We start from the raw sequence: 26636 nt of genomic DNA, 5'->3' as shown, positions 1-26636 counted from the left end.
TTTTACTTGGTAGCGGTCAACGCCATCAACCAAGCCTTGCAGGTTTCGGGCCATGTATTGAGCGATCCGAACTTCGCGGTACGGAGCCCATAACCATGTCCGCCGGTTGGATACAAGTGCATTTCGACCGGAACACCGTTCTTCAGACAAGCCAGGTAATAATTGATGCTATTTTCAACCGGCACCGCCTTATCGTCCTCCGAGTGTACGAGAAACGTTGGTGGCGTTTGACTAGTGACCTGTAATTCATTCGAATAATAAGCCACCAATTCCGGGGATGTATTGAGTTTACCCAGCAACTTATCCCGTGAGCCAGTGTGCGCTTTCTCACCAAACGTCACAACCGGATACAGCAGTATAGCAAAATTCGGTTTAGCCTGTTCGCTCGCTTTAGGCCCCCGGTTGTAATGTGTTGCCAGCGTTGAAGCCAGATGCCCTCCCGCCGAGAATCCCATAACCCCAATTTTAGTAGGGTCGATGCCATATTTGGCTGCATTTTGCCGAATCAGCGTCATCCCCTGCATCGCATCCAGAAGGGGCACTTCCTGCTGGTTCGTCATTAGTTTCGCATCGGGCAAGCGATATTTCAGCACAAAAGCCGTCACACCCATCTCATTGAACCATTTGGCAACGTCTACGCCCTCATGGCCCGATGCCAGAATTGAATAACCCCCTCCGGGACAAATCATAATAGCAGCACCCGTCGCTTTCTCCTTAGTCGGTATATAAGCGGTAAGCGTCGGTACCGATACGTTACTGATCCGCATAATCCCATCACTGCCCGGATCGGCTTTTTCGTCAATTTGAACTCCGGCAATGGCATTAGGAATGTTTCCGTCGGGCCATAGCTTGATAATTTCCTGTGAACGAACAGTTTGCGAGAAAAGCATAGTTAGAAACGTAGTGGCCAGTAGTGTGCGCATAGAAGATAGCAGATTAACGACTATGATAGGAGAACAGAAAAGCCGACCAGGGGGTCGGCTCTACTCATATTTCAGCTTCTGCGTCTTCAGCTTCTGTGCTACTCTTCGAACCGCCGTGTAGGATATCAATGAGTTCTTTGACCCGGTAGACCGTTTTATTGTATTTGTTGCCCAGCATGATGATGACATATTCATCTTTAGGACTGAACCAGAACATTGTATTATACCCTTTCCACCAGCCGGAGTGATATATAAATTCAGGTTTATTTCCTTCGTCCAGCATCATTCGGAACCCATACCCGTAATTCTTGGCCCCTTTCTTTTCAAAGCTGCGGGGAATAAAAGCTTCCTGGAGCGTCTTTTTCTGCAACACACAGTCACCATTAAGAGCTCTGTACCAACGAAATAGATCGCCAGTAGTGGAGTAAATTCCCTTATCGCCTACAACATCGTCGTAATAGTCTTTTGGAATTCGGCGGTTCCATTGGTAGCCCGCAGTGCGATGGTAATTCAGTGAATCGTTTTTAGTGGTCGCCACAAAGGTCTGGTGCATACCCAAGGGTTCGAAGATAGCCGAGTGAATATACGATTCGTAGCTTTTACCCGTAACTTTTTCAATGATCGATGCCAGCACCATGTAGTTAGTATTGCTATAACTAAACCCGCGTCCCGGAATATTGTATGCCCTGGGAGTGGGTTTCACGGTAGCGAACCAATGCATAATGGTAGCATTACTTGGGTAGGGTTTCTCCTTTTTGTAAAAGTTCACCTTCATGCTATCATCAAACGCGTAGGCATAATTAGGCAGCCCACTTCGATGACTGAGCAACTGGCGAATTGTAATGCCGTGGTAAGGAAAGTCGGGGTAAAATTTCTGGATAGTATCCTCGAACTGGAGCTTGCCGAGTTCAATCAGCTTGAGCGTCCCAACGGCGGTAAAGGTTTTCGAGAGCGACGCCAGCTGAAATTTAGAGTCTTCAACCAACGTATCGCGTTCACCCCGTTCAAAATGGCCCAGACCAAAGCAATGTTTGTACAAAACCATCCCTTTTTGGGCGACCAGAACATTACCATTGAACCCTTCGCGGACCTTCTGCTGAAAAATGCGCTCAATTTTCTGCGTCTTTTCGTCTGAATTAATTTGTCGCCGGATAGTCGTTTGCTGGTCGGCAGTCAGACGTTGTTCATCGGCACACGTACGCAGGGCACTCGCCGATTTGTCTAACTGTTTCTGTGTACTTTGTCCACAGGAAATAATAAGGTTTAGAAAAACTAAAACACTTATTGCACTCCACATTTTATTCATCAGCACCATCCTCACGCACCGTTTTACGCTTACTATACCTTAAACTTAGAAATAAACTCGGTTCTTGTGCAGCAACTGCTAGTCTTTTCGAAATTAACTAAAAAACTAACGATTAATACCTAACTAAGCGCTACCGATTATTCACTGGCCAATACCCTGAACGCTTGCTGGTCGCACTATATGGTCTCATCCGAGCCGGTTTATTCCCTAAGAAACCTGACTTACGTATACCCAGATAAGCGCCAAAACTGTCGGGTAGTAGTTGCCCAACGTCGGCAGCAATAGAGCCATTGATGCTGGCACCACCCAGTATATTGACAGGCACGGCGACGTTTAACAAGCCGGAAAATTGACGGGGTAATGTTATAAAAGGTATATCGTAGGTTCCGGCGTTGATGCTGTATGACAATCGTGTGGTCAAATCCACCTTGTCGAACAGCAAAGCACTTAAGCCAAGGTGGAACGCACTAACCCGATTGTTGGCAATAGCGGGGCTATACGTGGATAAACTAGGGTTCACATCTGCCCTTGGCATCAAGAAAGGACTACCGATGGTACGGCCAAAATAAGTCCACCCATCGACAAACTGGCTATGGTTAAAATAATTATCGCGACCACGGCGTTTCGGATCGTCGATAACAAATTCGGGCCCACCCTGACTGCCAGTAAAGAGATATTCCAAGGTAATTTGTCTCAGAAAAAACGCGTCTCCCGTCGGCTGATTCCGATTTTTGACACGTAAGCCATTCAAGCCATCCTGTATGTTAGTGCCGTAAAACAAGGAACCATCATCATATAGGAATTGCCGATAGGCATAAATATTCCAATCATTCAGGTCAACGTCGGCTGCTAGATCGAGTGATCCTAGATGGTTACCAATGCGATTGTCCTCAAAGGAAGTGAGATTATTGTCGTTTTGATAATCATTCCCGCGTGTACCAAATACAACATTGGGATAATACTGTAAACTCGATGGAAGTTTTCCGTCTACGGCTACTACAGGCCCTAACACATTGGGATCGGCGTACCCTCCCCAGATTACCTGATGATTAAAACCTGCGTATAAACGAACCCGCCACGATGGTTTACCTAACCTTGCATAAAAGTACTTTTGATGCAAATAGGATCCTTTTACCAACCGGTCTGAGTTTTCAAACCACCCATGTGACCAGGCTCCCAATACAGAAATAACACCTTTTGTAAATGGAAGTGGCGTATAAGAGGTTAAACCAATTTGTATTTTTGGAATGGGCAGCGCGTTACCCGACCAGGCATAGGCACCAGTTGTCAGCAACGTATCGACTAAACCTACAACTTCTTTACGACGACCAGCGTAAAGTTCAAATGCCCCCAGCCGTGTTTTAATATAGGCCTCAGCCAATAAAATCTGATTACTCTGCCCAGCATTGGCGACAACGTTTAGGCCGTATCCCCAATCTGCTTTAGGGCGGTTGCCTGTGCTATCACTAAGTTGGTATTCTGAATGCAAGTTCACATTCAGGCGCAGTAAAGGATTAGTTAGTGGAACAGTACCGTATTGATTTGCTCTCAACCAGAACGGCGTTTGACTCGAAGAGGCCATCCCTCCTGCTTCTACCGAATACTGAGTAATCCGTTGACCGTAGGAGGCAGTGCCGGGTGTAAACAACGAACTAAGCAGAAAGAAACTAAAAAGGGCAATTCTCATAAAGTGAGGAAAAAGATAGCCTAGTGCCAATCCATTACAACGGCTATTTGCCCCTGCCCTGCACCATCACCCGGACCGTCTGGGCGATAATCCAAATGTCAAATAGAAAGGATCGGCGTTCTGGATAAAGAAGGTCATACCGTAGCCGTTGCACCATTTCTTCAATACTGGCTGCGTAGCCAAACTTGATCTGCCCGATAGACGTGATACCCGGCTTTACCTTCAGGAGTGTCCTGTATTCAGGAGCAACCTCTACAATCTGGTCGATAAAAAACTGCCGTTCAGGTCTTGGCCCCACCACTGACATATCACCGCGGAGTACATTATAAAACTGGGGTAACTCATCCAAACGTGTTTGCCGCATAAAACGCCCCCAAGGCGTAATCCGGTTATCTCGATCTCCTCCTGACAATACTGGGCCCCCTTGTTCCGCATTTACATACATGCTACGAAACTTATAGATGAGAAATGGTCGCCCTTCACGACCAATGCGTTCTTGTGCATAAAGAACTGGGCCTTTGGAGCTCAGCCACGTAACAATAGCAACCAATACAAAAAAGGGTAATCCTAAGCTTATTATTCCCAAGGAGAACACAATATCAAATCCGCGTTTGAGGGTATTCACCTGAAAATCAACCAGCATCTGCGAAGACAAATTCAGAACTGGCAGAAAGTCGTGGTATTCGACAGAAGCTCCACGTGCTAGAAATCCCCTGAAATCAACCAATAGTTTTACCTGATAATCGACATCTTCTGCATCATCTACAATATCTTTTAGACGACTATTATCAATGTAAGGCATACAACAATAAACGCAGTCTATCTGATTAAGACGAACATAATCCAGCAATTCGTTATAATTACCTCTAAGCAAGTCCGATGTTTCAGCTGTCGGTTCGTCAAAGTAACCGTAAAAATGAAATCCCATCTCGGGATGAGCGTCATAAAACCCTCTGATCGTCGTGGCTAATTTACCATATCCGACTACTATGTATTTTCGATTATTATAGCCCCGAGCCCGGTATTCTTTCAGGAATATCAGCCCCCCAATACGAAAGGCCATACCCAATACAGCAAATATCCCATACGTAATAGCGATATGCTCTCTTGAGTAATAATAACCTTTTACAGCCACCCAGTAAATAGCCAACACGGCTACATGTACGGCCATCAATATAAATAACTTTTTGATTAAATGGTCGGCTTTGAATAGCTGCCGAGGGAAAATATAAGGCTTAAACAGTAAGATTTCAGCCAGCCAAATTAAGTTAAAGACCCACCATAAGGTGGCATAAGGTGGCTCGAAAATAGGATTGATTGTTCCAAACTTTATTCCATACGCCCCTACAAAAGCCGCGTTCAGGCTTAGGAAGTCGACAATAATGTGAAGCGGAAAGAATAATATGGAATAGCGATGCCTCATCTTTTACTGGTTTGCTGTGCGGGTACAATTCACAACTTTATCATGCTTGGATGAGCGAATATAGGCAGTGAAACTGGCCGTATTTCTTAAAATTATCCTACGGTTGTAGAAATTGCCCCGCAATGTAATAATTTTTATCCTATTTGTTGACAAGATCTGATTATTACTACATTCCAGACGGTTATTGTTTTATCTAGATAACCAGTTTTTTTTCAAACTGATATATCCTCCTACCCCATTTTGATAGAGCTTTCCCTCATCAATAGCAATACTCCCGGTCAAATTGATACCCCCTAGAATAGCGAGGGGGGTTACTATACTGGCATATCCCGAAAATTGATTTCGGATAGGTTGATAGGGATTATCATATGTACCTAGATTTCGACTATACGATAGCTTGATTTGGTACGAAATCAAGCCTGCCAGCATAGTTCCTCGCCATGGCAGGCTGCCAGCGAGCCCTGTATGAAAAACATACATTCTGTTATTGGCGGTAAAGGTGCCATACGGATACTGATCCTGCGGTCCGAGTGCGGGTGCGATGAACGGTGTGCCGATCGTATGCTGTCGATAAGCCCAACCATCTCGATACTGCTGGTGATTAAAATAATCATCTTTGCCCCGTTTGTCAGGATCATCGATAATAAATTCAGGGCCGCCCTGACTGGTGGTGTTCAAAAACTCGAACAGAATATCACGGACCAGAGCATCGGGATCATTCCTACGAATGCGTAATCCATTTAACCCATCAGCAATGTTGATCAAATAAAATAACGACCCATCTTCATATAAATTCTGACGGTATAAATACAGTGTATGACGAACAAGATCCAGTTCGACCGCCATATCTACCGAACCCAAATGGTTACCAACTCGGTTTGTCATATCAAAAAAGCTATATTGCTGTGGATCAGTACGGCCGGAGTTAAGTGTCGTAACCACGTAAAAATAGTTCAACAATCCATTCGGTAACTTGCCTCCTACTGGTATTGTACCTGGGATGCCTGTAGGATCTGTAGCTTGCCCACCCCAAACGGCTTGATGATTAATACCTCCGTAGATACGTATGGGATCCCGTTCCCGCCCTAATCGTAGATACAGTGATTTCTGATGTAACATGGTATTTTTGATATACCCTTTAGCATCCAGATAACCATGCGCAAACGTTCCCTGAACCGCAAGCCAGCCTTTCGTAAAACCAATAGGCGTAAAGACAGGTATGGAAATCTGAATCTTAGGAACTGGCATCGCATTGCCAGACCACGCGTATGAGCCTGTTGATAACGTTGAATCTGCCAGACCAAACTTCTCCCGTTGTCGCCCAATGTATAACTCAAAAATACCCCGACGTACTTTCACGTACGCTTCTGGCAATAAAACCGTATTTTCATACGCTAATTGATTTGGGGAATTGTTGACCACTACATTTAATCCATAGCCAAAGTCAAACTTTGAATCATGCCAGTGTCCAGTGCTATGACGGGCACTATCATAATCGCTATATACTCCAGCCCGGAATGTCAACGCTGACGATCGATTCGGCACAATACCGTATTGATTGGCCCTCAGCCAAAACGGGGTTTCGGTTGATGAAGAAGTGTATGTTCCTACTTCAGCCGAGTAGTGATTAGGTCGACGTAGAGATTGTGCTTTTAAAATAATGGAGGCACTAACAAAACAGAGTAAAAGACCCGACTTTAAGCGGAAGTGCATTGATTGTCGAAGTGAGTGAATAAATAGACTTACAATATTAATGCCTTAAATCGATGTTTATTGTGATTCTGGCTTCTTTCAATCCATTGTGCCGAACAAGTGATGAATAGAAATAAAGAAAGCCTACGTTTATCACGCAGGCTTTCTTTATTAAGTTGTAGAAATTATTTTTTGATAAGACGACTTGTTACTTTTTGTTGATTGGCCTCTATAATAGGAATATACACGCCAGCATCTATGTTTTGGGGTTTCCACTCGATTTGGTGTCTACCGGCAGATTGGTTTTCTTCTTTCACCAACTGACCAACAACTTTCCCCTGTGTATCTATTATCCATAGGTTCACTTTACCGTCAGCAGGGAGAAGATAATCTATTTTTGTGGAATGATCGAACGGATTGGGGTAAGCTTTCAGCTCCAACGCGAGTTCATTAGCTCCAATTATTGGCTGGATAGCTGCGGTGAATGTGCTCCCTAATTTAGCTTCAAAACCAGTTGATAGCGTTACGGAACGACCAGCCTTGTAATCAACAGTGCTAGCCGTGCCAATTACATTTACAGCTTCTATTGTTTCAACGGCTTGCTGAATATACTGACCAGCTCGTTCATAACTCAATTGAACACGCAGGTTATTGGCAGGTGCCTGCCCCATGCTATTTACAGCGAATCCACATCCTAATAGTAAAAATAATAGTTTCATATTATTTGCGTTTAGTATTCAATTTGTTAAGACGATGTTCCAATTGAGCGCTTTTCCGAGTTAAAGCATCGTTTTGCTTTTTCAGATTGATAACGTACAAGGTTAATTCTTCCACTTTCTCAAGTAGTTTAGCCTGCATTTGTCCTACATCGACACCTTCCTTAACAACTTCCTCTGCCGATGGAACTCCAGGCAAATGCTTCGATTGGCGAATAAACGTTTCAACATCTGATAAGCTTTTTAATCGATAACCCTTCTCAAAAACCCGGTCAGACCAATCGTTTGTGCTTCTAACAGCCACTTTTACTTTTTCTGTCAATACACCATCAGCCACGTATAACCGGTAACCCGCGGGAGTTTTACTGATTCCCGGGCCAATAACAACTCCACCAGTATTGCTATTTTGAATGTTCTCACCAATTACCTGCCAATTATCAGATACGTCATCGGCACCTATCCGCGCTGAACCATTTAAGCTCCCCAGAATAACATCTCCCTGCGCGTTAACTGTTAAGAATTTTGTTTGGTTAACAGCACTAGCGGTAGAGGAGGCAGTCAAATTAGTAAAGCGTAAACCACTATTGCCCGAATTTCCTTGGGTGATTTCCAACTTATTAGCCGGAGCGGATGTACCAATACCTACATTTGCTCCGGCACCTAATACTATACTGTTACTTTGACTGACTCTGGCTCGCGCACCAATGGCGACTACATTTGTCAAATTTGGGGTAGCTGGCGTTACATCAGCAGCAAAACCAATAAAGACGTTTTCATCTCCCTTACTTTCAACACCTGCGTACTGACCAATTGCAGAATTATGAATACCTGTACTGTTTCGCAGTAAAGATCCATCTCCAATAGCAGTATTTCCAATCCCAGTTGTGGTAGCGCTTCCGGAGCTGTTACCCATAAACAAGTTGTAGTTACCTGTTGTATTATTGAATCCTGCCTGCTGACCTAGAAACATATTACTGAGTCCTGCAGTATTGTTTGCACCAGCCGATGAGCCAATAAACACGTTATAGGCGCCAGACTGATTATTCTGACCTGCTTGAAATCCAAGAAATGTATTTGCGATTCCGGTATTACTTGATCCCGTGTTAGCGCCAACGAAGGTATTTTGAGCTGTATTATTACCTGACGCACCTGACAGCGACCCCATATAGGTATTGCCTGACCCTGTGGTATTTGCACTTCCAGCATCAGCTCCTATGAATGTGTTACTGCTACCTTGCGAGTTAGCATAACCGGCACCGCTGCCGAAAAACGCGTTGTAATTGCCCTGTGAATTAAAGTACCCGGCGTTATAGCCGGCAAACGCATTGTTATAACCTGTTCCATTCGTATAGCCAGCCCCAGACCCTAAAAAGGTATTATTATTACCCGTACTGTTGCTGAAGCCCGACCTGTATCCCACGAAAGAATTGTTCTGACCAGACGTATTCTGGTTGCCAGCCAAAGCCCCCAAAAATGCATTTTGAGTGCCAGCCATGTTCTGAATGCCGGTTCCACGGCCAATGAATAAATTACTGGCTCCGCTCATATTCAAATTTCCCGCTCCTACCCCTACCAAAGTGTTGTCAGACCCTGGAGTAGTCGAAGAAGGTGTAGTGGCTACAAAATTTGTTTGAGCGAAAACAGTCAAACTTAAGGAACAAAAGCTAAATGCAAATAAAAAAATTTTCACATTCTGTTTAGTTTAAATAAAACATTACTATCTCCACAAATTCCCTTACTTAACTATGTACACAATCCAAGCCAGTGATGGCTACAATTTTCAACATATAAACTCGAAAAGGCTACTAATGTGCTCTAATAGTCTCCTAAAGGTATCATATTTTTGCAATAAGAAACATAGTAGCGGGAGTTTTGTTACTTCACAACATTCTCTTAAATCTATTTATTTTGTGTTCAAGTCAGTAATGCGAGAATCTGCCTTCAACATACCTTGAAACAAGCAAACTAGCTCCTGCTTCAAGGTATGTTGAAGGCCACCATAAAATTAAGTAAAGGACATCTAATATCTAATAAACAATCATAAAAAAGATCAGTATCACAAAAATACTGCTATGAGATTAGATTTGGTTGAACAACAAATCCATTTCAACATGATTTTAAATGTTAGCTCAATGGTGATAATGTTGCTTAAAGGGTAATATAGCAGGTAGCGGTGCTTTTCCGAGAAAATGCCCTCCGTTCATGGTAAAGTTTCGAATCAAACTCCTGCCTAAAAAACGGGCTGAATTAGTAGCCAAAGCTTAGAAAGGTAAAGCAACAGTCAAAATTGCCTTGAATACCAACGTCCTGTTGGCGAGCGATGAGGCCATTGAACGACGAAGTGAGCCGATGTTGCCACTATAAACCATCTCTCCACACGCAGCAAGGCCTTTTTTGAACAAGACATGGCTGTATTCACAGTACGATCAAAAAAAACACTGTTGAGTTAGAATCTCATTTGATTGCAATCGTTTGTAACCCGCCACTCGTAAGAGAAAGCCGTTGAAAATTACAGACCATTGTAGACCGCCTGATTAAATTACAGGTGGTGGAGAGTGTCTTGCAAACCAGCGTAGCAACAGCACTAAAAAAAAGAATTAACGTCTTGACGGGTCAACGGATGGATCGTTCCACCTAAGTAGAATGCTGATTTTGTGTATCATGTGAGGCAAGTCTTGTCTATGTGTAAGCATCATTATAATAAGCGATTTCCAGTTGTTTGTCTGGATAAGCCACCCAAATAGCTTATAGAGATTATGCATCATCGATCATCCAATAGGATGCGATAGAAGATTCTGAATACATCCGTCACAGCGTACGTAAGCGAGATTTATATGGTCTTTGAACCACTAGCAGGTCACCAATTTTGATTATCAAAGACGATTATAAGGCCGCCACTTGAGTGGACATAATCATTAATTTAATGGGTCGAGTTTACGCCAGATATTTGAAAATGATAGTAATTAGCGACAATTTAAGTACGCACAAGCCTAGCGCTTTTACACGGTTTTAAGGCCGGAGAAAGCCAAAAAGTATCTGGATCGGCTGGAATCTGTCTACACTCATAAGCATGGCAGTTGGTTAGAGATAGCCGGGGTTGAGCTAGCTATCTTACAACGTGATTGTCCAAGTCGCCATATCGCCATCAAAGAGTTGTTGGTGGCTTAAATCAGTGCTTGGCAAACCAAGCGGAACGCTAAACAAGCTAAAACCGATTGGTAGTTCACCACTAAAGACGCCCGCAGCAAATTGCACAAGCTATACCTGACTGCTTAGCCTTCAACACTAGTATGTGAATCATACTATAAAAAACCTAGTATTATCACGATGCCATTATTTCTCAGCACTTTCTTAAACAGTCTACTCATTTATAGCGATTTGTAGCTGTACAATAGCAGTTGAGCAGATAAAAGCTTGACATCAACCTGGATAGGACAACGTGAACAATTGATCAAACGGTCCGATCATCAAACAAGGTACCCGGTAAGTGATACCAAAAAGACCTTACTACTAGCAAATTTATTTTAGAAGGGGTTGGGGAATTGTCTCCGGTAATAAGGTTAGCTTCGCTGAAGCATTGGTTGAATGGTAGCAAAATACAGCCAACTCACCGTAGATAATAGCGTATACTCGTAATCTTTGACGATTCGGCGGAAGAACGGGGTCGCCCGTGCGATTCGTCCAGGCAATACTCCGTTCCACAACCCATCGCTTGGCGATAGGTACGAAACCCTGAGTCGATTCCGGCCGAGAAGCTTTCTCGAACCGGGTCGCTGGTGCGATAAATACCCCAATCAACTAAGGCCTTGGCAAAAACTCCGTTGTCCGGCTGGTCTCCATACACTTTTTCTAACCGTTCGCCCACTCGCCAAAGAATATCGCCAACTAGTGAAACCGCAGCAGGCCCATCGCCCTGATTGGCAGCATGAACAGCGGCTATCCAGAGTCGACCTTGTGTATCGACCACAAACTGTCGTTTACGGCCGTTGACGCGTTTATTGGCATCTATACCTCGATACTCGCAGATCATAGGATTTAACTTAACGCTTTGTTTATCAATTGATAACACCGATGGGTGAGCTTCTTTGCCGCCCCCTTCACGATCCAGTTGATTCAGCGTCGAATTGATTCGCTCGAAGGTGCCATCCTGTTTCCATCGCTCAAACTGGGCCACCGGTGCGGTAATAATAAACGGCCTGCCAGTTAGGCCATTCTTCGGGTAGATTACGCCACTGAGCGCCTGTGCATCAACCATAAGATGATGTTCACTATTTGACGTAGATCGTGTTTGCGCTTGCGTTTAAGCCGGGTGGCCGGTAGCATCAAAAAAGGGAGAAATTGCGTCTCATTGAAGGTCGGTCAGTGGCTTTGTTGCTTGCCGGGCCGCCGGGCGGTCGCTGCAAAGTTGGCAAGACTCTTAACCTTTCTCAATTCCCAAACACATTCTTATTATAGAAATTAACTTATATTTGTAATGTTCAATAAAGTCTTACGCAAAAATGTATATTAGTGATGAATATATTGGAGAAGGAATACAATGAAAAAGATGCCGCCTATTTTGCGCATGAACGTAATGAGATGCTAAAATATATACCGAAACACGTAAAATATGTTTTAGATGTAGGTTGTAGCAGCGGATCGTTTGGTAGTTCTGTCAAAAAAGAATTTAATTGTGAAGTTTGGGGTATTGAGCCGGACAAAAGGGCATCCGAAAAAGCTGAGCTAGTTTTAGATAAAGTTTATAATACTATTTTTAGTGCCGATATTAATTTAAACAATCAAAAATTCGATTGTATATTCTTCAATGATGTTTTAGAACATTTAATCAACCCATTTGAAGCTCTCGAATTATGTAAATCCTATTTATCTGAAGGAGGAGTTATAATTGCATCTGTTCCTAATATAAGATTTTTTGATGCAATCTACCATATCTTGGTTCATAAAGATTTCCATTATGTTAACGCCGGTATTTTTGACAAAACTCATTTAAGATTTTTTACAAAGAAAAGCGCTGAAAGAATGTTTTTAGAGGCTAACTATAAGATAAAGGTAATAGAAGGAATTAACTCTATTAAGGAATTGAATTATAAGGGGTACAAAAATTTCAGAATCTTAAATAAAATTCTTCTTAATAGCATATCTGATATGGAATACCTACAATTCGCTGTTGTTGCACACCTCTGAATGTTTTCAAGGAGATGAGCATGCAATTCAGTGTGTTTACTGTACAACTTCCTTCACAATTATGCAGTTAAAAGCAGCATAATAATGTGCAATATAAATTCGTTACAAGTAGTGCTAATTTATGAAACTTATTAAGGCTACTCCTCTCATTTCGATCATAACAGTTGTTTATAATTCTGCTTCTACTTTAGAAACTACAATACTAAGCGTATTGAATCAGAAGCAAGACTTGATCGATTATTGGATAATTGATGGAGGCAGTACTGATGGGTCTATTGACATTATTAAGCGATATGAGCACATGCTCTCAGGTTGGATCAGTGAACCTGATAAAGGGATCTACGATGCTATGAACAAAGGGATCGATCGTGTTAATGGAAAATGGATTTATTTTCTTGGCGCTGATGACGTATTAAATCTCAAAGTTTTAGAGCAGATAAGCCCTTATTTGAAAACGGAATATTCGTTGGTATTTGGCCAGGTAGTGTTTGACAATAATTATCAGATGAATTCTTATTTAGGCAAACGAACATTATTTCAAAATACTGTACATCATCAAAGTGCATTTTATAATAAATCTGTATTCTCTGAATTCCGCTATGACTCTTCACTTAAAATATTAGCAGATTATGAACTTAATTTACTACTGTATATTCGAAAATCTTTAACATTATTTGTCCCTTTGGTGATCGCAACCTGTGCAACGGGGGGAGCCAGTAGTGAGTTTAGTCGATCATTGAAAGAAACGAATATTGTGAGAAATCGTAATATAAAAAGCCAGGTTAAAGGTAAATTCCTTTCTATCATTCTGTCGTTGTACTATTTCCAAAAAAAAATGCGATATTATATATACGGTCATCAAGTATAAAATTGAAAACTAAAATGCTATTTTACGAATAAAGAAAATGCTATGCAAGAATCAAATCTGAATGAGACAATAGCTGGCGTCGTTGTTTTATATAACAGTGGTGTAGAAGTTATTAATAATATAAATACGTATATTGATCAAATAAAAAAACTATATGTTATTGATAACTCGGATAGCCCTAACTTAGATTTGGTCAATCAATTGCAATCATTCCGCTCAATAGTTTACATACCAAATATTGGCAATTATGGTGTTGCAGACGCTCTAAATATTGCTGCTCACCGGGCTATTAACGATAATTTTACGTACCTTTTGACAATGGATGATGACAGCCGAGCACCATCAAACATGATTTCTAGTATGATTGATTTTATTAACAATTATGCAAATCCAGAAGAGCTAGGTATTGTGTCAGTTGATCACAGTGGGTCACTTTCCGCTGATGCATACAAAGAAGTCAATCTTACAATGACTTCAGGAAATCTCTTGAGCCTTCATGCCTATCAGAAGGTCGGACCTTTCAATAAAAATTTATTTATAGATCACGTAGATCATGAATATAATTTACGCCTTTACCTAAATAAATTTAAAATTATTGAAATTACTAACTTAAAGCTGAATCACAAACTAGGCACAGTTAAAAAATTTAACCTTTATACATTAAATATAAGCTATATATCACACAATCCAGTAAGATTATATTATTTTATTAGAAATGCTATCTATATATCACGTACGTATTTTAATATTAATCCAAAAGTTTGTTTATTTCTGCTACAGCTAAGTGTGAAAGAAATAGTAAAGTCGTCCTTGTTAGAAGATCACAAATATCTTCGTTTAATGTATATTAAGAAGGCTTTATCAGCCGGATGGCAGGGGCGTTTAGGTAAACTAAGTTAATGAAATGGAAGTTGATTATAGCATACTATTTGTTGTCATCGGATCTGCTGCAATATTGCTCGCCATTTATGCTATGCTATATCGCAAATTTGTATATTCAGTAATTGATCCTTTGTTTGTTTGGATATTCACTACTTCTTTTGCTAGCGTTTTAGCTCTTCAAATAATTCCTAGTTTGCAAGATATTATTCACTTTTTTGCTTGCCAGTTATCTTTATGGTTTGGTTTCAAAATTGCTTATTCAAGGCATTATAACTTAAACCCTAATATTGAAAGACAAAATGTGCATTATAAATTTTCTGATCAACTTATTTTACAATGGACTACCTATTTTCTTTTGTTGGTCTATATTTCATCTAATGTCATTATAGGTTATAACAAAGGTTTTGCTTTATTGTCTGACGCACCTACGGAATCCAAGATTGCTAATTTCCAACAAGGTTTTGGTTTGTTCAGAAAGATAAATTGGAGTACCGGAACATTTGTAAGCACTGCTCTTATTTTCATGTATTTTGTAAATAGGAAACGAATTAATTTAATTTTTTTAGTTATTGTTGCTTTTTTTTCTTCATTAGAAGGATCTAAATCCGCTTTGTTACAATTTGCTATTTCCGCTGGAATTGTATTTTATCATCCACTATTTTCGGATAAACAAGTTTTTATAAAGAAATTCAAAAGATATATACCTCTTTTTTTCGTAGCTACAATGAGTGTTTTCTTTGCCGTACTGTGGAAAGAGAATAGCGATTTAGATAGTGTCTTTTTTGCATTCATTAAACGCTTATTATATAGTGGGGATTCAATTTTGTACTACTACCAACCCGTTAACATTAGCTATTTTGAAAACTACTCGTTCTTAAACTATATTTCTGTATTAACGAACCCTATTTTAGGGTTCTTTCGCATACAGCCTTACCAGGAAGCAGTTGGCAACATTATGGTCGACAATTTGCGCGCACCAGGTCCAATGACACCTATTACCGTAGGCCCTAATGCACCATTCTATATTGAAGGACGCATCTACTTCTATTATTGGGGTGCTTTCCCTTTCAGCTTCTTGGTAGGTTATATATATTCGCTTCTCAGAATTCATTATTTTTCACTCAAATCGACAAGCGCTTTTTATTTTGTCTACATGGGTAGTTTCTTTCATCTTGCAAGCACGATGATTAATGACATCAGCCTTGCTATCACTCAATCATTTGATCTGGCTTTCTTTGTCATTCCACCTTATATAGTAGTTAGCTTTTTACTGACTCGTCGATTACATTTGCGATTGGGCTCAACTTCATTTAAGTTGTATAAACTTTTTAAAACTTGACTGGAATGAGTTTTATCAGCATTTGTATGGCTACTTACAACGGTAGCCAATTTATAGAGCAGCAGCTAATTTCGATTTTACAACAGCTAGATGAAGATGATGAAATTATTATATCCGATGATGGATCTACTGACGATACTCTGGAAATAATAAAACAATTTTCGGATCAGAGAATTAAGATTTTCATTAATGCTAATATCCACGGGCCTACAGGAAATTTCGAAAATGCCCTCGAGCATTGTTCTGGACGTTATATTTTTTTAGCTGACCAAGATGATATTTGGTTGCCCGATAAAGTGGCGGTAATAAGTAATTTGTTGATCGATTATGATCTGGTACTCACAGATTGCGAAGTGGTTAATCAGATGGGCCATCAAATACATTCCTCATTTTTCGAACATAGAGGAAGCCGGAAAGGGTTTTGGACTAACTTATATAAGAACTCATATATAGGTTGCTGTATGGCTTTTCGACGTGATATTTTGCAGTATATACTTCCTTTTCCAAAACAAATTCATATGCACGATTGGTGGATCGGCTTACTTGTTGAGGCAAAAGGTAAAACTATATTCTACAAAAAACCTTTAATAAAATATGTGAGGCATGGTGGTAATGCCTCTCCCACAGGAGAAACAGGTTATAGCTTTGCCAAGCAGTTATTAAATCGCCTGTTTCTCTTTTTCAATGTAGCTAAACGACTGTTGGCGTAAGTTCACTTGATTCTTTTTAATGAAGATGTTATCTATTGTCATACCTACTTATAATGCTGCCGCTTATCTCCCCCTTTTATTGCAAAAACTTCGTGAACAGACAATACAAAACGAAATAATAATAATTGATTCTGAGTCGACGGACAATACACAAGAGATAGCACGCAAAGAAGGAGTACAACTCGTTCCAATCAAAAAAGTATCGTTTAATCACGGCAACAGTCGAAATCTTGGACTACAATTGGCCAATTCAAGTGTAGTTGTTTTTATGACTCAAGATGCCTTGCCTGCCTCTCCACAAACTTTAGAAAATTTATTAAGTATGTTAAATAGCCAGGATGATATTGCTATGGCTTATGGGCGGCAACTACCTTATCCTGAAACAGGAGTTTTTGGCCGATTTGCTCGCTTGGCAAACTACCCTGCTCATAGCGTGGTCAAAACGAAAGCCTCAATTCCTGAAATGGGGATTAAAACTTGCTCTTGCTCCAATTCATTTGCGGCTTACCGTAAACTTGATTTACTTTCGGTTGGGGGGTTTCCATCAGATACAATATTAGGTGAAGATGTGTCTGTAGCTGCTCGCTTCATCATGCAAAATAAAGCGGTGGCTTATTGTGCAGATGCGCAAGTATTTCATTCTCACGATTATACCATCTTAGAAGAATTCAAACGTTACTTTGATATAGGTGTATTTCATCAAGAGCAGCAAGCGATTTTAAGTAAATTTTCAGGAGCTGATTCTGAAGGTTTTAAATACGTTGTCCAAGAACTGCAATACCTTAGCCGCAATGGATATAAAAGATTGATTCCTGCACAGTTGATCCGAACGCTGGCAAAATATATCGGGTATAAAATGGGAAAAAAAGAGAATCGATTTCCAATATCCTTGAAACGTCGGATAAGCATGCATCCAGGATTTTGGCTAACTTCTTCTAAAGAGGAATCGAGCCATTAACTAAAAAATCGCTTTGCAGTTCTGTAACTCCGTCATAGCTGATAGATTCACTACTAGCATTTCCTACAACTCTGGGGTTTACCGTAACAGTACCAACGCCACTTGCAAAACTAATGTCAACTATCACACCGACAATATCCAGGTAAGCAGGATTAGTAACACTTTTATCTAAAATAATTACGGTTGCTGAAGGCGGATCTACAGTGCCTATATTATTTTGATTAACGATTATTTGTGCCTGGAATGACAATACTGCGCTACCTCCTGATCCATAACTCCCTGCTCGTACAACGCCGTCAATCCAAATTCTGTAATATCCGCCACGCCCGTTAGAGGAGTTTAAATTATCTGCCTGCAAAAACCGGAATACAGGTGCAGACTGTGGTGAACTTTTTGTCCCAGCGCTTACATTATTATTTGATAATTGACGAATACGTCCTCCTCTCTTCTCAAATGGTCGTGACGTTGTAAATTCCACATTGTCTGCTTTCTTAAGCAGGTTGGCAGAAATAATGTACTGATTAGAATTTATATCGTAACAAACGATTTTACTATTGGAAATTGCTCCTGCTGCCTGTTGGTTTGGATCTGTAGATGGTGCGTGAAATAGCACATACCGATTGTCACGTTCTTCCAATACTGGTAGTGAAATTCTAACATTTAATCCTTTTACAAAACAGCCAGTGATATTTATTAACTCAGTTGAGGGAGCAGTTGCATTAGCTGAGACAATTGTCAAATCGTTCCCTTCGAAACCACTATTCGCGAGTACTTGCAAAATTCGTGAAAATGACTCAACAGTAGCGTGAACACGCATATTGGTCGTATACTGAGTACAGAAAATTGCTGTTTCATTATTGCCGTTACTAGCAGAAACACGGCTAATATATCCCTGGAAGTTAAGACTATTTGTTCCATTTAATATTAGAGCCGGTTGCCGTCTCTCATAGTTCTCAAGAGAAGTTGACTGAATATTGGTAACTCCCATAGAACCAATACCTGAAACAAGAGTCTGGAAGCGACTAGTGGCTGTGAAAGTAGTCGATGGACCAGTCACGGAGGTTGAATTACCTAGTACCACAGATACATTGGCCCGGATTAGGCAAGCATCTATAAAAAACTCTTCCGAGCGGATATTTAAAACACCGATGGTACCGAGTCCATTGTTCGCAGTTGCGAAATCTTCCATTTGGAAGGAACACTGTCGTATACCGCAGTTGAGCCCACCATTAGCGGTTAGCGCGAATTGTACACCGATCGTTGATCGAGTATTGCCAAATCCAGTACTCGATAGAAAGAAAAAATTTTCGCAGCCCGACAATGAGGATCCACTAAAATCAAATATGGCGCCACTCGTGTTACCAATAATTCCCGTGTTGATATATTGGCCACCATCTCCTGTTAACCAAATACCGTTAGAATTTGTAATGTCAATAGGTGATGATACATAATAATAACCAGCTGGGAAGAAAACAGTTGCCCGGTAGTTACCTCCACCTGGTGCTGTTAATGACTTTGCAAAATTAATAGCACGCTGAATAGCAGAAGTGTCGTCAGTTTGTCCATTACCAACGGCACCAAACTGTGAATCCTTAACATTTATCATAAAAGTAAACCAAGCACTGACAATTATATGTATTGAATGTCTACATGAATTCCGGCATACGGACTGTTGTTACACAGTCTTAAATGTATGACGTTTTTTCAATTTACATATGAATAATTAAAACGGCGATCTGGAGCACTGTCACCATTTGTAAAAAATTCAGTTATATTGTTCAACTGCTGTATGTTATCCGCCCAATGGAAATCTATTTTTACTTTTCCTGCGGTTTGTTTAAGGGCGCTTAAGGGGACACTAAGTTCGAGTTCGTTGTTAGTATATCGGAAAGTGCCTGTTGCTACAGGTGTCCATGCTTTCCCATTCCATCGATTGACGGTTGACTTATTTCCCTTGTATGTGTGGGTAATTAAATAATCGTATCCGGCCCAACCTGTTTTTATGGATTGGTCAGCATCAACAAATAACAACATCCAGTTTTTATCGGTCGCAGCCGAGATTTTTTGAGCTGTTTTCACGTAAAAGAAGGCGTTTGTTTTATCATAAGTTACTCTACAACTTGTGATATCATTACGTCCGGTTTTATTCAAATAATTAATTTTATTGTCAGCTCTTGGCCAGTTTCTATGAAGCACATCATCTGCAGGATCAAAAAAAGCAGGCTTTACTTGGTTCCATTCATCAAATTTTCCGTCAATAGAAATTGTCCGGGCAGGAGTGGCTTGCTCAGGGGCGGGTATTCCTTTAAACCGACGAATATTAGCTACCAGTTGATAGTAATAATTATCTGTATAACCTCCTTTCATCGGTTCAATATCTCTATTGTACTCTTCATTATATAAATCAATAAAAAACGTTTGGCCTGGTTTCATTGGTTTCCCCATAAACTTAAAAGGCTTTGCTTTTGCAGCTGAATCTGGCCTGTTAATGAAACGCTGAGCTACCCACTCATTCCATCCTGAAACAAAGACTACTGCCGGGTTTACCTGTAAGGCTCGTTTCCATTGTTCGTCAAAGTACAATCCGTTTTGGGTAACGTTAGTAATACCATTTCTATTTATAACTCCTTGACGTCCTTGCCGAAAACTCTTACCAATACTATTATCGAATGGATGACTGGCAACAGCAACGGGAATTTGCTCTGGCACAGAAGGATCTTTATCCCAACCGTAATTTTGTGGAGTTCGATCAAGCCATTGCCAATTATGAGGCTCATTGCGAGTATTAGTCCATGCCCAACTATAGCGCCAAGTAAAGAAATCACGGATACCGGTATCTGTCATCTCTCCTATTTTACCTAGTATTAATGGTTTCCCCTGCCACCGGAACCACAGCTCCGAATATTTATTCTGGTTATAAATTTGCTCATATAGTGTTGCCACGGTCTGAGCACTTCTCGTATATGTGACAAAACAGATATATGGGGTAGGCATACCCTTATGACGCATATCTATTGATATTTCGCAAATTTTTTTAACTACAGTAAGATATGTGTCACCATTAGTTACATCGAAAAAAAGAATATCGACACCGGCTAGCGTCAACAATTGCAGATTACGTCGAATAACCCATGGGTCATCAGCTTTGTAGTAACCAGCTTCAGGTTCGCCCCACCAATGCCAAGTAGTTTCTGGACCGAACTTTGGACTGGTTGGATTTGCTCTCGTTATAGCCGAAATGTCATATACTGCCTTATCATTGTACTGGCCGTGCAGGAGAAAGTAAAAGATACCTACATATTTATTCCTTTTAAAATCACCTGTCGAGGCTCTTTTTGGTAATGTACGGCCAACTCCATCTGTAGCCGCCCAGTTCGCACTTATCGGCGGAATAATGGGGGAACCCGTTTCTTGTGATTGATATACATTAGAATTACGCGTATCAAATTCTGGTAAAAAAAATGAAGTGATAGTAATACCTATCCATACTACACTAAGAATAAACCACTTCATATTTATATGGAAGCCTGTGCCACCGATTGAGTTGGTCGTTATTAAAATTGTCGAAATAATACTCTACTCCTTCACACCTCACTTTTTTTACAAGTGCTGGCATGTGTTTGACCTCTACGTGTGCCTGTACTCTAGTTAAGAGGTTGAATAACTCAACTATGTATAAGCCAAACTATATTATAAGGACAATTTTCCTAATTTCCCTTCTCTTTAATCAGCTAAAAAGAGAAGGGAAACTAGAATTTAGTCAAAAAATTTCCTTGCATAAACACGGTATTTATTTGCCTGTTGAATTATCATTCAAAGCATTCATTCGTTTTTATACTTGGTAATCATGGACAATATTAAAAATAGTTTCTTGGTCATAACACGCTGTAGCAAGAAGTAAATTCGTCCACTTTAAACCGTGTCTTATTGCAATGCAAATTGGCAGTCTTTTCATTGAAAACTGCCAATTTGTACTCAGATTGTCTGACCAAAAAAACGGTTTTGAGGTTTCAAGATGTTTTTTTCAAACGGTTACCGTAGAGCTAGCAATCATGGCGCAATAGATGTATGCCTATACCGTCTATTGATTCCTCAAATTTAACGGTTTAAATCAACGCAAGGTGATATACTTCTACGACTTTCAGGGCGAAGAGATACTATTTCCTCGATGTTATTAAACCCAAGCGTACGTGTCAATGACAGTGCCGCAATTACTAACTTCAACAGCACATACCTGCTATTTTTTGTTTCTTGATTGTCTAATCAGTTGTTTAAGCTCATTAATCTCAGCCTGATGTTGACGCTTTAAAATCTGAAGACTACGCGACTGCTTTTGATTGTCTTTAGCCAATTGAATCGTGTATAAGGTCAGCTCTTCAATCTTTTCCAGCAATTTAGTATCTGTTTTGTGGAGGTCATTTCCCTGCTCCACCATCTCTACTGCCGATGGAACGCCAGGTAGATGGCCATTCTTTTTGATATGCAACTCGACTTCTTTCAGGCTCTTCAGCGGATAATTCTTCTCAAATACCTTATCGCTCCATTCATTTGTGTTTTTAACAGCAACCTTTACTTTTTCGGTTAGGATACCTTTGCTAACAAACAGGTTATAGTCCGTTGGCGTCTTATCCACACCCTGGCCAATGATAATCGATTCGCCGTTTGTGCTTTGCAGGAATGAACCCTTCCGCTGCCAAAGCGCATCTGATGCTCCTTCACGAGCCGAACCGTTTAGGCTCCCCAAAATTACATTCCCGTTACCATCTACTGTGAGAAATTTGGTCTGGTTTGTCACACTAGCTGTGTTGCTGCTGGTCAGGTTTTGTAAACGAAGACCAGAAGTACCAGTAACTCCAGTGGTAATGTGCAGCTTGGCGGTGGGAGCTCCGGTACCAATACCAACATTCGCATTAGCGCCTAGAACGATACTGTTGCTCTGGCTAACCCGAGCGCGAGCCCCAATAGCGGTAGCATTGGTCAGATTAGGGGTATCAGGGGTAACATCAGCGGCAAAACCGATAAAAGTGTTCTCATCGTTACGGCTTTCTACGCCCGCAAAGCGACCGATAGCCACATTATGGGTACCCACGCTATTGCGTAACAGGGAGCCATCCCCGATAGCCGTATTACCCAAACCAGTAGTATTTGTACTGCCTGAAGAGTTACCCATGAAGAGATTATAGCTGGCAGTACTATTATAACCTGCTTGCTGGCCTAAAAACATGTTACCCGTACCTGTGGTATTGGTGTATCCGGCTTGGCTACCGATAAAGACGTTAGCTGTACCACTCGTATTGGTACGGCCAGCCTGAAAACCTAAAAAGGTATTGGCTCCTGCCGTATTGCTGTAGCCAGATTGATATCCTATGAACGTATTTTGAGTACCTTGTGTACTGTTGCCAGATTCAATACCTAAATACGTGTTAAAAGAGCCTGCAGCAGGGCCCCTTAGGATTGTCTGAGCGTTGTACTGCAAAGAGAAACCGGTTGGAAGATTAAGATTACCATTTATTGTCAACGGACTTCCTGTAGGGACATCAATAGTCTGTCCTATGGCTTGAACTTGTACAATAAGTACACACAGGACACTGAGAAAAGAGTAGATATTATGCCTCATGTTAAATTTAAGTTAGTTTTACTTTAAGCCGTAATTAGGTAAAAAGTAAAGTTCAAAAAAATAAATTAGAAAAAAACTAAAATTCATACTTACCAAACCTTCCAGGCCTATTTCTTGCCCATTTTGGTACTTACATCTACCTTAGATACTCCTAGCGTTTGTTGCATTTGCTTGACTTGATCGGCTAAAAGAGCATAAGCAGTCTCGTTCGCCTGCACTTTAGCTTTGAGCGTTTCTATCTCTGTATTAAGCTCCTTAACCGCTTGAACCAGGGGTATGACAAAAAGCGTATATCCCAAAGTATAATATCGGCCCCCTTCTTCCTGGCGAACACCTTCAAAATTATAGCCTACTTCTTTAGCTGCTTTCTCAACATCTTGAGCTAAAAAACCACTATGAAGCGTTCTATCTTCTTTAACAAGATTTGATGAATATCCTATCAGTTTAGCTTCCTTGAATTTATTTACATGATAAGTAACAGGAGTAAGTTTGGTAATGAAAGTTAAACCAGGCACATTCTTTTGGACATCCTCCTTGATACGTTTATCTGAAAGTGAGGAAATGGTTTGTACATTACAGCGTAAAGATGTAATGCTATTATCACCTAGCACGATCTGGTTGCTAGCGTTAGTTATTGCATTAGCGCCAATAGCCGTTGAATTGTTTAGGTTGCCAACCGAAGACCCAGCATTGAAACCAAGCGACGAATTGAGATTACCGGTAGTGTTGTTTTGCAACCCAATAGTTCCGACTGCGGTATTAGAATTACCGGTCGTGTTAAGACGTAAAGCAAGGTTACCCGAAGCCATATTTCCGTTACCCGTTGTGCTGGATAGCAGAGCAGACCCCCCAAAGGCTGTATTATCATTACCAATTGTGTTGCTTGACAATGCATCTGTGCCAACAGCTATGTTTGAATAGCCACTCGTGTTAGCGGCTTGGGAATTCGATCCAATTGCTGTGTTTTCGTAGCCCGTGGTATTTTTTTGTAAAGCACCAGCACCTGCAGCTGTATTATTAGCACCAGTTGTATTTGACTGTAAAGCCACAGTCCCTAATCCTGTATTATTATTGCCGGTCGTATTATCCTGTAAAGCCACTGAGCCCAAAGCTGTATTTCCCTGCCCACTTGTATTTGTAAACAATGCTTTGTAGCCAGAAGCTGTATTGTTTTGCCCAGTTGTGTTGGCTAATAAAGCCACTGTCCCTAATCCTGTATTTCCTGTTCCAGTCGTATTATTCTGTAACGCCTGTAGTCCCATTGCTGTATTATAGCTACCCGACGTTGTATTCGCCAATGCCAAAGTTCCAATAGCCGTATTACCAGTTCCAGTTGCACTGCTGCTGTAAGCTAGATAACCTAACGCTACGTTGTTAAGAAGTTGATCAATCCGTCCCGAATTTTGGTTATTAACTCTAAAATAAAACGGGACATTACTAGTGGTTCCCAAAAAGTTGCCGTTAGTAGTACCAGCATTACCATTTAAATTCCAGGAGTTACCGCCAGCAGTGGAAGCTCCACCCGCTGTCCAAACTGGCGAGCTTGACGTGCCTGTATTTACCTCTATCTGATTTGTGCTACTGTTGAAAATGATCAGACCAGTAGATGGATTTTGAATTTGATCACGTTGTGATGTAGTTACAGTAGGAGCTAGCAAACCTCGATAGGGACTACCTGACGAGTAGGGACCTGATCTGACATCTAGCGATGCGGATCCGTCTACTGTTCCAGAAGGAGACCCGACTCTAATTTGAGCAGTAGCACCAGTAGCCACGACGAGCAACTGAAGTGCAAAAACTATGTGTCGTTTACGTATATTCACTTTTTTCATAAATTTTAGTATTTATAAGTAAAAATTTGACTATCAAAGTAATTACAAATTACTTAAAAATGAGTACTCAACAACAAAAAATTATTATATCAATCTTGTACCTATGTGGATTTTATGCAAATTCTTTGTTAGGTGCAAATCTTTAATAGATATAACAACAGTAATTGCTGACAAAGCTATAATTGAATTATGAATTTACATACACTTGCCAGTCGGATGAAAGAACTTTAAAACAAAGATTACCCATATCAAGGGTACACGGTTCTGTTTCTCGAATGAAAACGGATTGTTAATGGTTAAAACGGCAAAGAAAATAGCTCTTCTCTGACAGAATACGTTAAAAGAACCCTGTTTTACTTTAAATGATAATAAATTGCTATGTGGTGCCACCAGATAAAATGCCTCTCAAGGCTTCTCGTAGCATGGTTTGATTTATCCGGTGATACGTGGTCTGTTTCCACAAAATTTTGATCAGATTTATCTCAGGACTCTGAACTAGAGTAAATCATATCAGTATAGATAGTATAGACCGTACCGCTCTCAATCGATTAAACCAATTGATTTAATAGGCATATTTGTCATTCAGATTCTCCACAGTAGGTTTGCTCAAGCTAGCCACAAATTCATCAAAACACCGTAACACCAGTTCCGAACTGGCTGCCCCTGACAAATAAAATCCTCAAATGGTCAGATTACCGCCTAGTATAGTGTGTACAAAGGCTATACCTATTGCTTGCGATTGCTTGCGCAGGCCCCCAATGATCCTACCTCGCCATGAAGACACAAGTTAACTTCATGGGTGGCTTGCTTCTCTTAAAAGACTTCTGATCTGAATATAAAGGCCTCGTAAATAGCGTGCACTTTTCTGAATGCGCTCACAAAATCAGCGGACTACATCCCAACAGCCGTCAACTAGAGTAAGTGGCCACTACGCATGCCAAAGATGCTGATGCACTGGGTAAAGGCTACAATTCGACAACAGCATTAGAGGGTGTTTGGGAATTGAGAAAGGTTGAGAGTCGTGCCAACTTTATGATCGCCAAACTTCAAAGATGTGACCAAATAGTGGAAGCCACTGACCGACTCTCAATGGGCCGCAATCGCTCCGGCGACCCGATTCGCCTTTCTTTCAGTTAAAACGCAAACGAAAGCACGATCTAAGGCAGATTGTTAACATCATTTTGTGGCTGCTTAGAACGGGTGGTCAATGGCGAAATCTGCCTGATTGTTGGCCACCTTGGCAGGCTGTTTACGCCCATTTTAACATCTGGAAGTCGGACGGCACGTTTGAACGGCTCAACGCTGCCTTGAATGAGTTAGATCGACTAATGGCAGACCGGGATGCATTGCCATCGGCCGTGCGTGTTGATTCACAGTTGGTTAAATTGGCGTTTTTGATCGGGGAAGACCGTGGTCTTGATGCGCACAAACGGGTTAGTGCGAGGTCGCCCGAGCGGTCACAAACGCACACTTGTGGTTGATACACAAGGGCGATTATG

19 protein-coding genes are annotated in these 26636 nt (G+C 41.0%); 7 read left to right on the top strand and 12 right to left on the bottom strand.

The genetic code is table 11. The annotated features are described in order from the left end of the window. Positions 1 to 2 precede the first annotated feature (2 nt). The 8 genes from GK091_RS18425 to GK091_RS18390 form a co-directional block, all read right to left on the bottom strand. Positions 3 to 923, bottom strand: coding sequence for an alpha/beta hydrolase (locus tag GK091_RS18425; protein WP_170312752.1), 921 nt, complete (start codon positions 921 to 923; stop codon positions 3 to 5). Between the two features lie 64 nt (positions 924 to 987). Then, entirely contained in the window at positions 988 to 2220 is a 1233-nt protein-coding gene (locus tag GK091_RS18420; protein ID WP_246202317.1) for a serine hydrolase domain-containing protein, read from the bottom strand. A gap of 139 nt (positions 2221 to 2359) precedes the next feature. Continuing rightward, positions 2360 to 3916 carry a capsule assembly Wzi family protein gene (locus tag GK091_RS18415; protein ID WP_164041361.1) on the bottom strand — a complete coding sequence of 519 codons (1557 nt, stop codon included), beginning with the start codon at positions 3914 to 3916 and terminating at the stop codon, positions 2360 to 2362. 43 nt (positions 3917 to 3959) lie between these two features. Further along, complete coding sequence (locus GK091_RS18410) at positions 3960 to 5339, bottom strand: sugar transferase (protein ID WP_164041360.1); 1380 nt, start codon at positions 5337 to 5339, stop codon at positions 3960 to 3962. Positions 5340 to 5528: 189 nt separating this feature from the next. Next, positions 5529 to 7052, bottom strand: coding sequence for a capsule assembly Wzi family protein (locus GK091_RS18405; RefSeq protein ID WP_164041359.1), 1524 nt, complete (start codon positions 7050 to 7052; stop codon positions 5529 to 5531). 164 nt (positions 7053 to 7216) lie between these two features. Further along, a complete protein-coding gene (locus GK091_RS18400; RefSeq protein ID WP_164041358.1) occupies positions 7217 to 7750 on the bottom strand; it encodes a T9SS type A sorting domain-containing protein in 534 nt (177 codons plus the stop codon). A 1-nt stretch (position 7751) separates the two neighbouring features. Then, positions 7752 to 9437 (bottom strand): beta strand repeat-containing protein, encoded by a 1686-nt coding sequence (locus GK091_RS18395; protein WP_317166323.1) that lies wholly within the window; start codon positions 9435 to 9437, stop codon positions 7752 to 7754. 1917 nt (positions 9438 to 11354) lie between these two features. Then, on the bottom strand, positions 11355 to 12002 hold the full coding sequence (locus GK091_RS18390; RefSeq protein WP_246202316.1) for a transposase: 648 nt from the start codon (positions 12000 to 12002) through the stop codon (positions 11355 to 11357). A gap of 257 nt (positions 12003 to 12259) precedes the next feature. Here GK091_RS18390 and GK091_RS18385 point away from each other — a divergent pair, with 257 nt between their 5' ends. From GK091_RS18385 to GK091_RS18360, 6 genes are all read left to right on the top strand, one after another. Beyond that, on the top strand, positions 12260 to 12931 hold the full coding sequence (locus GK091_RS18385) for a class I SAM-dependent methyltransferase (protein WP_164041357.1): 672 nt from the start codon (positions 12260 to 12262) through the stop codon (positions 12929 to 12931). Positions 12932 to 13052: 121 nt separating this feature from the next. Next, positions 13053 to 13799 carry a glycosyltransferase family 2 protein gene (locus GK091_RS18380; protein WP_164041356.1) on the top strand — a complete coding sequence of 249 codons (747 nt, stop codon included), beginning with the start codon at positions 13053 to 13055 and terminating at the stop codon, positions 13797 to 13799. 42 nt (positions 13800 to 13841) lie between these two features. Then, on the top strand, positions 13842 to 14699 hold the full coding sequence (locus GK091_RS18375) for a glycosyltransferase (protein WP_164041355.1): 858 nt from the start codon (positions 13842 to 13844) through the stop codon (positions 14697 to 14699). Positions 14700 to 14703: 4 nt separating this feature from the next. Next, entirely contained in the window at positions 14704 to 16020 is a 1317-nt protein-coding gene (locus GK091_RS18370) for an O-antigen polymerase (protein WP_164041354.1), read from the top strand. Positions 16021 to 16046: 26 nt separating this feature from the next. Further along, positions 16047 to 16730, top strand: coding sequence for a glycosyltransferase family 2 protein (locus GK091_RS18365; RefSeq protein ID WP_246202315.1), 684 nt, complete (start codon positions 16047 to 16049; stop codon positions 16728 to 16730). A gap of 25 nt (positions 16731 to 16755) precedes the next feature. Further along, a complete protein-coding gene (locus GK091_RS18360) occupies positions 16756 to 17688 on the top strand; it encodes a glycosyltransferase family 2 protein (protein ID WP_164041352.1) in 933 nt (310 codons plus the stop codon). Here GK091_RS18360 and GK091_RS18355 read toward each other — a convergent pair. From GK091_RS18355 to GK091_RS18340, 4 genes are all read right to left on the bottom strand, one after another. Then, on the bottom strand, positions 17666 to 19294 hold the full coding sequence (locus GK091_RS18355; protein WP_164041351.1) for a glycosyl hydrolase family 28-related protein: 1629 nt from the start codon (positions 19292 to 19294) through the stop codon (positions 17666 to 17668). The genes GK091_RS18360 and GK091_RS18355 overlap by 23 nt on opposite strands. 98 nt (positions 19295 to 19392) lie before the next feature. After that, positions 19393 to 21201, bottom strand: a complete 1809-nt coding sequence (locus GK091_RS18350; RefSeq protein ID WP_164041350.1) for a glycoside hydrolase family 71/99 protein — start codon at positions 21199 to 21201, stop codon at positions 19393 to 19395. A gap of 724 nt (positions 21202 to 21925) precedes the next feature. Beyond that, entirely contained in the window at positions 21926 to 23305 is a 1380-nt protein-coding gene (locus GK091_RS18345; protein WP_164041349.1) for an autotransporter outer membrane beta-barrel domain-containing protein, read from the bottom strand. A 107-nt stretch (positions 23306 to 23412) separates the two neighbouring features. Continuing rightward, complete coding sequence (locus GK091_RS18340; RefSeq protein ID WP_164041348.1) at positions 23413 to 25137, bottom strand: tail fiber domain-containing protein; 1725 nt, start codon at positions 25135 to 25137, stop codon at positions 23413 to 23415. Between the two features lie 1181 nt (positions 25138 to 26318). Here GK091_RS18340 and GK091_RS29620 point away from each other — a divergent pair. Next, a complete protein-coding gene (locus GK091_RS29620; protein ID WP_246202314.1) occupies positions 26319 to 26618 on the top strand; it encodes a transposase in 300 nt (99 codons plus the stop codon). Positions 26619 to 26636 lie beyond the last annotated feature (18 nt).

Source organism: Spirosoma agri (assembly GCF_010747415.1).
GTDB classification, from domain to species: domain Bacteria; phylum Bacteroidota; class Bacteroidia; order Cytophagales; family Spirosomataceae; genus Spirosoma; species Spirosoma agri.
Note: the sequence above shows the minus strand (reverse complement) of the source record. Positions and strands in the feature narration are given on the sequence as shown.

What these genes read in the sequence shown, in the direction of transcription:
- GK091_RS18425 (WP_170312752.1), bottom strand. Translation starts at nt 923, where the DNA reads ATGCGCACACTACTGGCCACTACGTTTCTAACTATGCTTTTCTCGCAA.
- GK091_RS18420 (WP_246202317.1), bottom strand. Translation starts at nt 2,220, where the DNA reads ATGTGGAGTGCAATAAGTGTTTTAGTTTTTCTAAACCTTATTATTTCC.
- GK091_RS18415 (WP_164041361.1), bottom strand. Translation starts at nt 3,916, where the DNA reads ATGAGAATTGCCCTTTTTAGTTTCTTTCTGCTTAGTTCGTTGTTTACA.
- GK091_RS18410 (WP_164041360.1), bottom strand. Translation starts at nt 5,339, where the DNA reads ATGAGGCATCGCTATTCCATATTATTCTTTCCGCTTCACATTATTGTC.
- GK091_RS18405 (WP_164041359.1), bottom strand. Translation starts at nt 7,052, where the DNA reads ATGCACTTCCGCTTAAAGTCGGGTCTTTTACTCTGTTTTGTTAGTGCC.
- GK091_RS18400 (WP_164041358.1), bottom strand. Translation starts at nt 7,750, where the DNA reads ATGAAACTATTATTTTTACTATTAGGATGTGGATTCGCTGTAAATAGC.
- GK091_RS18390 (WP_246202316.1), bottom strand. Translation starts at nt 12,002, where the DNA reads ATGGTTGATGCACAGGCGCTCAGTGGCGTAATCTACCCGAAGAATGGC.
- GK091_RS18385 (WP_164041357.1), top strand. Translation starts at nt 12,260, where the DNA reads ATGAATATATTGGAGAAGGAATACAATGAAAAAGATGCCGCCTATTTT.
- GK091_RS18380 (WP_164041356.1), top strand. Translation starts at nt 13,053, where the DNA reads ATGAAACTTATTAAGGCTACTCCTCTCATTTCGATCATAACAGTTGTT.
- GK091_RS18375 (WP_164041355.1), top strand. Translation starts at nt 13,842, where the DNA reads ATGCAAGAATCAAATCTGAATGAGACAATAGCTGGCGTCGTTGTTTTA.
- GK091_RS18370 (WP_164041354.1), top strand. Translation starts at nt 14,704, where the DNA reads ATGGAAGTTGATTATAGCATACTATTTGTTGTCATCGGATCTGCTGCA.
- GK091_RS18365 (WP_246202315.1), top strand. Translation starts at nt 16,047, where the DNA reads ATGGCTACTTACAACGGTAGCCAATTTATAGAGCAGCAGCTAATTTCG.
- GK091_RS18360 (WP_164041352.1), top strand. Translation starts at nt 16,756, where the DNA reads ATGTTATCTATTGTCATACCTACTTATAATGCTGCCGCTTATCTCCCC.
- GK091_RS18355 (WP_164041351.1), bottom strand. Translation starts at nt 19,294, where the DNA reads ATGATAAATGTTAAGGATTCACAGTTTGGTGCCGTTGGTAATGGACAA.
- GK091_RS18350 (WP_164041350.1), bottom strand. Translation starts at nt 21,201, where the DNA reads ATGAAGTGGTTTATTCTTAGTGTAGTATGGATAGGTATTACTATCACT.
- GK091_RS18345 (WP_164041349.1), bottom strand. Translation starts at nt 23,305, where the DNA reads ATGAGGCATAATATCTACTCTTTTCTCAGTGTCCTGTGTGTACTTATT.
- GK091_RS18340 (WP_164041348.1), bottom strand. Translation starts at nt 25,137, where the DNA reads ATGAAAAAAGTGAATATACGTAAACGACACATAGTTTTTGCACTTCAG.